Annotated in this window: 11 protein-coding genes and 1 pseudogene; 5 read left to right on the top strand and 7 right to left on the bottom strand. The window is 71.0% G+C overall.

Annotated elements, in window-relative coordinates:
* A partial coding sequence (gene trpS / locus AOK24_RS12770; protein WP_063799438.1) for a tryptophan--tRNA ligase occupies positions 1 to 622 on the bottom strand: 622 nt, incomplete at its 3' end.
* 75 nt (positions 623 to 697) lie between these two features.
* On the opposite strand from trpS, the gene AOK24_RS12765 reads away from it, so the two are divergent.
* Positions 698 to 1,324, top strand: coding sequence for a hypothetical protein (locus AOK24_RS12765; protein ID WP_063799437.1), 627 nt, complete (start codon positions 698 to 700; stop codon positions 1,322 to 1,324).
* A gap of 55 nt (positions 1,325 to 1,379) precedes the next feature.
* Here AOK24_RS12765 and AOK24_RS12760 read toward each other — a convergent pair whose 3' ends face one another.
* Together AOK24_RS12760 and AOK24_RS12755 are read right to left on the bottom strand one after the other, a co-directional pair.
* On the bottom strand, positions 1,380 to 1,910 hold the full coding sequence (locus tag AOK24_RS12760; RefSeq protein ID WP_055720181.1) for an NUDIX domain-containing protein: 531 nt from the start codon (positions 1,908 to 1,910) through the stop codon (positions 1,380 to 1,382).
* Position 1,911: 1 nt separating this feature from the next.
* Complete coding sequence (locus tag AOK24_RS12755) at positions 1,912 to 3,267, bottom strand: NsdA family TPR-like regulatory protein (protein ID WP_055720180.1); 1,356 nt, start codon at positions 3,265 to 3,267, stop codon at positions 1,912 to 1,914.
* A 224-nt stretch (positions 3,268 to 3,491) separates the two neighbouring features.
* Between AOK24_RS12755 and AOK24_RS12750 the strand changes: the two genes are divergently transcribed.
* The 4 genes from AOK24_RS12750 to AOK24_RS12735 are packed head-to-tail and all read left to right on the top strand — an operon-like array spanning position 3,492 to position 6,454.
* Positions 3,492 to 4,241 carry a hypothetical protein gene (locus AOK24_RS12750; RefSeq protein WP_055720179.1) on the top strand — a complete coding sequence of 250 codons (750 nt, stop codon included), beginning with the start codon at positions 3,492 to 3,494 and terminating at the stop codon, positions 4,239 to 4,241.
* A 53-nt stretch (positions 4,242 to 4,294) separates the two neighbouring features.
* A complete protein-coding gene (locus AOK24_RS12745) occupies positions 4,295 to 5,206 on the top strand; it encodes an aminoglycoside phosphotransferase family protein (protein WP_055720178.1) in 912 nt (303 codons plus the stop codon).
* A 1-nt stretch (position 5,207) separates the two neighbouring features.
* Positions 5,208 to 5,891, top strand: a complete 684-nt coding sequence (locus tag AOK24_RS12740) for a class I SAM-dependent methyltransferase (RefSeq protein WP_055720177.1) — start codon at positions 5,208 to 5,210, stop codon at positions 5,889 to 5,891.
* Positions 5,892 to 5,908: 17 nt separating this feature from the next.
* Entirely contained in the window at positions 5,909 to 6,454 is a 546-nt protein-coding gene (locus AOK24_RS12735) for an HAD domain-containing protein (RefSeq protein WP_055720176.1), read from the top strand.
* Between the two features lie 139 nt (positions 6,455 to 6,593).
* On the opposite strand, the gene AOK24_RS12730 is transcribed toward AOK24_RS12735, so the two are convergent.
* The 4 genes and pseudogenes from AOK24_RS12730 to AOK24_RS12715 form a co-directional block, all read right to left on the bottom strand.
* The gene (locus AOK24_RS12730) at positions 6,594 to 7,091 is read right to left on the bottom strand and encodes a VOC family protein (protein WP_055720175.1); all 498 of its coding nucleotides are present in this window, start codon (positions 7,089 to 7,091) and stop codon (positions 6,594 to 6,596) included.
* Positions 7,092 to 7,147: 56 nt separating this feature from the next.
* On the bottom strand, positions 7,148 to 7,624 hold the full coding sequence (locus AOK24_RS12725; protein ID WP_055720174.1) for a dihydrofolate reductase: 477 nt from the start codon (positions 7,622 to 7,624) through the stop codon (positions 7,148 to 7,150).
* A complete protein-coding gene (locus AOK24_RS12720; protein WP_055720173.1) occupies positions 7,621 to 8,418 on the bottom strand; it encodes a thymidylate synthase in 798 nt (265 codons plus the stop codon). The genes AOK24_RS12725 and AOK24_RS12720 overlap by 4 nt, the downstream gene beginning before the upstream one ends.
* 11 nt (positions 8,419 to 8,429) lie before the next feature.
* Positions 8,430 to 8,686: pseudogene (locus AOK24_RS12715) on the bottom strand (hypothetical protein); the annotation flags it as partial.

Below are 8,686 nucleotides of genomic sequence, written 5' to 3'. Positions count from 1 at the left end.
TCGGCGTCGACGCCGACTTGCTCATCTTGACCGCCGGGTCCTGGAGGTCGTAGATCTTCGCCGTCTCCTTGAGGATGTACGGCTTCGGGATCGTGAACGTCTCCCCGAACCGGCCGTTGAAACGCTCCGCGAGGTCCCGGGTCAGCTCGATGTGCTGGCGCTGGTCCTCGCCGACCGGCACCTCGTTCGCCTGGTACAGCAGGATGTCCGCGACCTGGAGGATCGGGTACGTGAACAGGCCGACGCTCGCGCCGTCCGCGCCCTGCCTCGCCGACTTGTCCTTGAACTGCGTCATCCGCGACGCCTCGCCGAAGCCCGTCAGGCAGTTCATCACCCACGCGAGCTGCGCGTGCTCCGGGACATGGCTCTGCACGAACAGCGTGCAGCGCTCCGGGTCGAGGCCCGACGCGAGCAGCTGCGCCGTCGCCAGCCGCGTGTTCGCCCGCAGCTCCGCCGGGTCCTGCGCGACCGTGATCGCGTGCAGGTCCACGACCGCGTAGAACGCGTCGTACGACTCCTGCAACGCCACCCACTGGCGCACCGCGCCGAGGTAGTTGCCGAGGTGGAACGAGCCGGCGGTGGGCTGGATGCCGGAGAGCACACGAGGACGAGCAGAGGCCATGGGTGCATTCTCTCAGGTTCCGGGGGGAGGTTCGGAACGGGTGGGGTATGCGGGAGGTGTCGGGAGGGGGGTCCCATGAGACGGATCGCGGTACTGGCACTCGCGCTGTCCTCGCTCCTCACCACCGGGGCCGCCGCCGCGGATACGCCCGATGTGGCGATGCTCATCGACGGCACGTCCGGGCGGACCCTGGCCATCCGCTCCCGCGAACCCCTCTTCGACCGGCTCCGGGAACTCCTCGACCCGACCTACACAGGGACGGTTCCCGTGCCTTCGAGCTGGGACGAGGGCCACCATCCCCCCGTCCGGCTCACCGTCGTCCGGGGCCGCAGCGGGGTCGGCGGCTGGCCGCAGGACGATCTGCCGCCGAGTGGGGCCGTGGCCGTCGAGCAGACGGACCAGGTGATCCTCGCGGACGACGGCACCCCGTGGATACGGCGGGACGTCGCGCCGGAGTTCGAGGACGCGGACGTCCGCTGGCATCCGGCGCCACGCTCCGCCTACGAGCGGTGGGAGCGGGAGGGCGTGTTCCCAGGCGCCACCCCCTCGGCGCCGGGCTCCGACCCGGGGTGGTGGGTGGTGCCGGGGGTTGTCGGGGTGGTGCTCGGTGCGGGCGGGGTGCTCCTGGTGCGCCGCGCGGCGGCGCGCCGCGACGCGGGCCCACCTCGGGACGAGCCTCGGCAGGAGTTGATCGAGCTGTGAATGCCGGTCAGCCGTGTTCTCTCCCTGCCCGTTCCGGGCGCCTGGCGACTAACTCCTATTCCCAGCCGTCCAGGGACACCTGGGGCCCTTCGGTGAGGTAGCCGTGGAGGGCACTGGAAGTGGTCTCGACGAAGTTGTCGGGAATGTCGTCGGCGTCGACCCAGCGGACCTGAGAATGCTTGCGGGGTTCACGGTTCTCGGGTTCGCCCGCCCACTCGTGAGCAGTGAAGACGACCGTGAGGAAGCCGTTGGGGGCTTCGACGCCCCAGGCACCGTGGATGATGTGGGCGACCTTGAGGGACTCGGGCTTCACCGTGAGGCCGGTCTCCTCGTAGAGCTCGCGGACGGCGGTCTCCGTGACGGGTTCGCCCGGTTCGCTCTTGCCGACGGGCAGGTCCCACATTCCCTGGGCGAACTTCGCGTTCTCGCTGCGCTGGAGGAGGACGACACGGTTGCTGGCCTTGTCGTGGACGATGACGGCGGCGACCAGCAGGGTCATCGATTCGAACGCCGGCTTGAGGGCCTTCGCCTGGTCGTCGGTCCGCTGAGTCACGGTGTTCCCTTCGTCGGGCGGGTTGTCGGGCATGTTAGGCGAGGGCCTCGCGGGCTCGGCGGGCGAGATCGGCAGCGCCGGGAACACGGCGACGTCGGTAGACCGCGAGCGTGGAGCGGATCGACGTGATCGCCTTGCGGGTGCGGTCGGAGGTCATTCCCTCCATGAGGACCAGGGCCTGGGTCCAGGCGGCGACGGCTTCGTCGGCGCGGGCCTGGGCGGCGAGGCTGTCGCCGAGGTCTGCATGGGTGAGGGCGTGGACGCGCTTGTACTTCTCTGGGTCCCAGCGGGTGAGGGCGTCTCGGTGCTGCTGTTCGGTGCCGGTGTGATCGGCGAGGTCGGTCAGGGTGCGGGCGGTGTGGCTGGCCACGGTGCCCGCGGCTGGGCCGCTGACACGGGAGTAGCTGGGCTGGGGGCCATCGCCGCGGAGGAGGGCGTCTTCGGCGGCGAGCAGGGCGCGCGCGGCCGAAGGGTGCTCCTTCACGGCTGCGTAGGCGCGGGCGTGGGTGATGTGGAGGAGGGCTTCGGTCTGGCCGTCGACGTGGCCGAGGCCGCATCGCAGGGCGCCTTCGACGAGGTCGACGCAGTGGTGGGGCTGCTTGAGACTCAAGGCCTGGTGAGCCAGGGCCCGCATCATCCAGGCGGCGTGGCCGTGGGGGTCGGCTTCACAGGCGAGTTGGTAGCCGACCTGGTAGTAGCGCTGGGCGGCACCTTCCTGGCCGAGGTCGTGGTGCTTCCACCCTGCGAGGTAGGCGAGTTCAGCGACCGCGCCGAACGCGGCCCGGCGTAACGGCTCGCTGGGGAAGCGCCCGCGCAGCATGGGCGCGGCAGTATCGGCGAGGTAGGCGCTGACGGTGGTCAGTCCGTGTCCGCCGCCGAGGCGCTCGTCGGCGGCGCTGAAAGCCGCGGTGATCTGGCGTACGACGTCCACATCCTCCGCGCCGACCAGGGACGTGCCGGTGCGGGCGCGGAGCATGCGGGCGGTGGCCTCGTGGTCGTGGGCGAGTGGCATGGCGACGCCGGTGGTGGTGAAGGCGGCGATCGCGAGGAAGCGGTGGCGTTCGACGTCGGCGCGGCCCAGGTCGGTGGCGGCGAGGACGGGATCGGATTCGGCCGGCGTATCGGCGTCACCGGCCTGGAGTCCGATCTCGGTCAGGGTGATCACGCGTCCCGCCCGACGCGACAGCGCCTCGGCCAGGTACTGGTCCACCCGACCCGAAGGCATGCGGGTGCCGTTCACCCAGTGCGAGATGGCCGACTTGTTGGTGAGGAGGATCTCGCCGTTCTCGGCGGCGATACGCCGTACGTCTCTGGCGAGGGCCTCGTAGGTGCAGCCGGTCGCGGAAATGGTGTCGCGCAGGCGGGAGTTGGGGTCTCTCGGTGCTGCCACGCTCGCCTCCCGTCCGGGACTGTAAACCGCGTATACCGCTTCAACTCCCTCTCACCGTACCCACTGTGCGTGACGGAAGGTTCACTAATCATCAGCCGCCCGGCCTCGGTCCGACAGCGTGACCAGGCTCCCCCTTCGGCCGGGCGGCCCTCGAAGTTCCGTACGCCCACACGGGGTTCGGGCATTCCTGTGCCCGGACCCGGCCGATCAGAGACGGAGACACGGTGACCACCATCGACACCAAGGCCATCACGGTCGTACTCCCCGACCCGTTCGACCCGCGCTGGAGCCGCCTGCCCGGCATCCGCGTCGACGGCCCGCGCATCACCATCGACCCGGCCGAGTACTTCTTCCGCTTCGAGTCGAACACCTGGCTCGTCGTGGACTGGGAGCTGGTCAAGTCCCAGCTCCTGGACGTGGACGAGACCACCGAGAGCGCGGTCGAGCAGCTCGCGCTCGACTTCATCAAGGCCCACGCCGAGTCCACCCCGGACGCCGCCCGCGTCCTGGCCACCGCCCACGAGGTGTACGCGTACCTGTTCCGCGACGAGCACCTGACCGGCCTCGCTCTGCCGCAGATCACCGCCGACCACCTGCGGATGCTCCGTGAGGCGGCCACACTGATGGCGCTCAACAAGGTCGAGCTCGACGGGCACATCTCCAACGTCGGCCCCTGCTGGTTCTTCCCGGCGGCCACCTCCGTCGTCTTCGACCTGGACGACGAGACGGGCGGGATGCTCGACGAGGTCTACCACGGCGGCTGGTTCAACGAGCACCGCCGGATCGAGTCCGTCAAGGCCCACGCCGCGCTCGGCGGCCGGCTCGTGCACGGCTGCCAGTCCGTGCCGGACCAGACCGGCGGCGTGGTCGCGCCCTACGGTGCCTCGATGGCCGACTTCCGTGACGACCTCGCCGCGTTCAAGGCGGGCTGGATCGAGCAGGTCCGCGCCCACCGCGTGAACCCCGCTGCGTAAGCCCCGGGGTGAGCCGACGCATCCGGCTCACCCCCTCCCCCTGGAGCCTCTGCATGACCGCGAACCCCAGCGCCGAACTCCTCGACAACCTGCTCACCATGGTCGGCCAGGCCACCGCAGCACGGGAGGAGGTACGCGTGTGGTCCATGTCCGGGGTCGAGCGCGTCACCTTCCCCGACGGCTCCACGGCCGTCTTCAAGTACGCCAAGAAGCCCTTCGACAGCGAAGACCAGGCTCTCCGCCTGGCCCGCACCCTCGGCGTCCCCGTCCCCCAGGTCCACGCCTCCGCCGTCCTGGACGGCTGGCTCGGCATGCTCATGGAGGACCTCGGACCGTCCGTCCGCGACGCCGACGACCTGGACGGAGTCGCCGCGGCCGTGGCCCTGCACAGCACCCGTACGGCCGCCTCCCTGCCCGTCCTCGACCAGGAGCGGCTGCGCACCTTGCCGACCCTGGCGCTGGAGCACCTCCAACGGCTCCGCAAGGCCGACCGGTGGCAGGACGCCGACGACGTCGAGGACACGCTCGGCAGGATCGCCCGGGCCGCCGACGCCCGCTCGGCCGGAGCGACGCTGGAACCGTTCGGCTGGGCGCACTCCGAGTTCCACCCCACCAGCCTCCACATCGGCGAGCGCGGCTGGCGGCTGCTCGACCTCGCCCGCGCCTTCACCGGCCCCGGCCTGCTCGACCTCGCCAGCTGGCACGGCACCATCGACGCCCCCGACCCCGTACGCCTTCGCGTCCTCCTGGAGCAGTACGTCACCGCCGGCGGCACCCCCGACGCCCTCGCCCCGCGCGGTGGGCTCACCGCCGAGAACTGGGCGCTGGGCTGGCACCGCATGTGGGCCGTCGAGTGGTTCATGGACCAGGCCGTCCGCTGGATCAACGACCCGGCCACCGACCCCGCCTACGCCAAGGCCGTACGCCGCCACCTCACCGACGTACTCCGCCTCCTGGACATCTGACGTGCACGGCCAGGCATCCCCCTGGCACGCCCACGCCCTCCAGCACCCCGCCACCGGCCCTCTCCCCGTACCCGCCCGGATGGAATGGACCACGAAGCCCGGCCAGGGCCCCGGCGCCGAGATCCTCGGCCCTGACCTGCACGGCAAGCGGCTGCTGGAACTCGGCTGCGGCGCCGGCCACAACGCCGCCCACCTCGCCGGACGCCACGGCGCACACGTCACCGGCGTCGACCTGGCCGGGCTCCAGGTCCACCGCGCCCGCGCCCACTACGGACGGCTGAACAACCTCACCCTCGTCACCAGCCACGCCCTGCACCACCTGCACGCCTCCGACGAGCCGTACGACGCGATCTACTCCGTCTTCGGCGCCGTCGGTCTTGTCGCCCCCGAACTCCTGCTCCCGGCCATCGCCCGGCACCTCACGCCCGGCCGGGTGCTCGCCTTCTCCGTTCCGCACCCGCAGCGCGGTGGCCGCAGCCCTTCCGGCGACGACCGGTCCCGCCGCGACTTCGTCACTCTCCCCGACCGCACCCGGCTCCCCATCGCCCGCTGGGAGTTCGACACCAACCGCTGGGACAAACACCTCAGCCAGGCCGGCTTCTGGCTCGCCTCGGCCCAGGAGTTCCACGACCCCCGCATGGGCCACTGGCCCACCACCTTGCTGATCCGCGCCCGCAAGCTCTGACCGCCCGTGGAGGACCGATGCGCCCGCCCTACCTGCTCCTCGACATCGACGGCGTCCTCATCCCCTTCCCCGGCGAGGACGGCTCGACCCCGGCCACCCACGCCCGCCACGACGTCGTCCCCCTCGGCCGCAGCGCCGACGACCCGGTCACCGTCTGGCTCAACCCCGACCACGGCCGCCTGCTCATGGACGTCATCCGCACCGGCCTGGTCACCCCCGTCTGGTGCACCAGCTGGCGACAGGACGCCGCCACCCTCATCGGGCCTCTCCTGGGTCTCCCGGCCTTGCCGTACATCGACCTGCCGCGGCCCCGGATCACCACCAGCCACCCCAACGGCTACCTGTGGAAACGCGATCACGTCGACGCCTGGCTGACAGATACCCCTGCGGTCTGGATCGATGACGACTTCACCAGCCTCGACCACGCCTGGGCGGCGGAGCGCACCGCCAGGGGGATGGCGACCCTCCTCATTCAGCCCGCCGCGCGTCTCGGGTTACAGCGGGAGCATCTGGCCGAGCTCACGGCATGGGTCTCGCAGCCGCCTACAGCTTGTGCCGTTTGATGCCTTGGCGGACCGAGCACGGCGGCGCGCTCGACCCCGCGACATCGTGGTCGCCCTCGCGGCGCTCATTCCGATCAGACCCGACTGGTGAACCCGAGTCGGGCGGAGCAGCCTCCGTTGTCGCTCGGTCCCCTGCGTGTCAGCCGGCGTCCGGTTCGCGGCCCGGGAAGAAGTTCGCGCTCTGGACGTACTCCATGGCCTTCGTGAACTCCGGGTCGGTGAGGCGGGGTTCCATCTCCTCCAGGGTGAGGTCCTCCACGCGGGTCTGGATCCAGTAGAGGTTGCCGAGGGGGTCGCGGACGCGGCCCACCCGGTCGCCGAAGAAGAGGTGGGTGACCTCGGTGACGGAGGTGCCGCCCGCCGCGACGGCACGGCGGTGGACGGCGTCGGCGTCCTCGACGTACAGGCGGAGGAAGCCGGGGGTGGGGGGCCACTCGGGGCGGGAGTCGAACAGCATGACGACGGAGTCGCCGATGCGGACTTCCGCGTGGGCGACGGAGCCGTCCTCGCCCTTGAGGCAGGAGAGTTCCTCGGCGTCGAAGGCGCGCTTCAGGAAGGCGATGAGCTGGACGGTGTCGCGGGAGATGAGCCACGGCGTGACGGTGGTGTAGCCGTCGGGGATCGGCTTGACGGACATTGTGACCTCCTGGGTTCCCGGTGACGCTAGGGCCCCTGTAGGTCAGGTTCTGTCCGCTAGCGGACGTACTCCAGGATCCGGTACCGCAGCCCCGTCGCAGAGGTCAGCCAGTCGCTCTCCTCGGCGACCCGCCACGACTCGTCCAGCGCGGGCGCGTACGTGTCGCCCGTCACCTGTACGTCGATCTCCGTGACCGAGAGCCGCGAGGCGAACTCCATGGCCGCCCGGTAGATCTCGCCGCCGCCGATGACCCACGCGTCCGGCGCCGAGGCGAGGGCCTCGGGGAGGGAGGCCGCGCGTTCCGCGCCGTCCGCTGTCCAGGAGGCGTCGCGGGTGAGGACGATGTTGCGGCGGCCGGGGAGGGGCCGGAAGCGCGGCGGGAGGGAGTCCCAGGTGCGGCGGCCCATCACGACGGGGTGGCCCAGGGTCGTCGCCTTGAAGTGGGCCAGGTCCTCGGGCAGCCGCCAGGGGATCGTGGAGTCCGCGCCGATCACGCCGTCCAGGGACTGCGCCCAGATGAGTCCGACGCTCATACCGCGACCGGCGCCTTGATGGCGGGGTGGTGCCGGTAGTCGGTCACCTGGATGTCGTCGTAGGTGTACGAGAAGAGGTCGTCGGCCCGGCGCAGGTCGAGGCGGGGGAAGTCCAGCGGCGTACGGGAGAGCTGCTCCGTCACCTGGTCGACGTGGTTGTCGTAGATGTGGCAGTCCCCGCCGGTCCAGATGAAGTCACCCGGTTCGAGGCCCGTCTGCTGCGCGACCATGTGCGTCAGCAGCGCGTAGCTCGCGATGTTGAAGGGGACGCCGAGGAAGAGGTCGGCGCTGCGCTGGTAGAGCTGGCAGGAGAGGCGGCCGTCGGCGACGTAGAACTGGAAGAACGCGTGGCAGGGCGCGAGGGCCATCTCGGAGAGCTGGGCGACGTTCCACGCGGAGACGATGATCCGGCGCGAGTCGGGGTCGCGGCGCAGCGTGTCGAGGACCTCGGTGAGCTGGTCGATGTGGCCGCCGTCCGGCGTGGGCCAGGAGCGCCACTGGACGCCGTACACGGGACCGAGTTCGCCGTCCGCGTCGGCCCACTCGTCCCAGATCGTGACGCCGTTGTCCTGGAGCCACTGGACGTTGGAGTCGCCGCGCAGGAACCACAGCAGCTCGTACACGATCGACTTGAGGTGCACCTTCTTGGTGGTGATCAGGGGGAACCCCTGCGCGAGGTCGTAGCGCAGCTGGTGTCCGAAGACACTCCGGGTACCGGTGCCGGTCCGGTCGGCCTTGGCCGTACCGGAGGTGAGCACGTGTCGCAACAGGTCTTCGTACTGGGTGTCCGCCACGTCGGCCGAGTCTACTGCGACGCCTGTGACGTGGGAGTCCGCGCCGGCGCCTCCCCGAACCGCGCCAGCGCCAGCGCGCCCGCCACGGCCACCCCGAACCCCAGCGCCGCGAGCCATCCGAGCCCGTCCCGCGTCCGGTCCCCCAGCCAGATCACGCCGACGGCCGCGGGCCCGACCGTCTCCCCGATCACCATCCCGGCTGTGGCCGCGGTCACCGACCCCCGCTGGATCGCCGAGGTCAGCAGCAGGAAGGCCGCGCCGCCGCCGA

The organism is Streptomyces niveiscabiei, from assembly GCF_001419795.1.
Taxonomy (GTDB): domain Bacteria; phylum Actinomycetota; class Actinomycetes; order Streptomycetales; family Streptomycetaceae; genus Streptomyces; species Streptomyces niveiscabiei.
Note: the sequence above shows the minus strand (reverse complement) of the source record. Positions and strands in the feature narration are given on the sequence as shown.

What these genes read in the sequence shown, in the direction of transcription:
- AOK24_RS12765 (WP_063799437.1), top strand. Translation starts at nt 698, where the DNA reads ATGAGACGGATCGCGGTACTGGCACTCGCGCTGTCCTCGCTCCTCACC.
- AOK24_RS12760 (WP_055720181.1), bottom strand. Translation starts at nt 1,910, where the DNA reads ATGCCCGACAACCCGCCCGACGAAGGGAACACCGTGACTCAGCGGACC.
- AOK24_RS12745 (WP_055720178.1), top strand. Translation starts at nt 4,295, where the DNA reads ATGACCGCGAACCCCAGCGCCGAACTCCTCGACAACCTGCTCACCATG.
- AOK24_RS12735 (WP_055720176.1), top strand. Translation starts at nt 5,909, where the DNA reads ATGCGCCCGCCCTACCTGCTCCTCGACATCGACGGCGTCCTCATCCCC.
- AOK24_RS12730 (WP_055720175.1), bottom strand. Translation starts at nt 7,091, where the DNA reads ATGTCCGTCAAGCCGATCCCCGACGGCTACACCACCGTCACGCCGTGG.
- AOK24_RS12725 (WP_055720174.1), bottom strand. Translation starts at nt 7,624, where the DNA reads ATGAGCGTCGGACTCATCTGGGCGCAGTCCCTGGACGGCGTGATCGGC.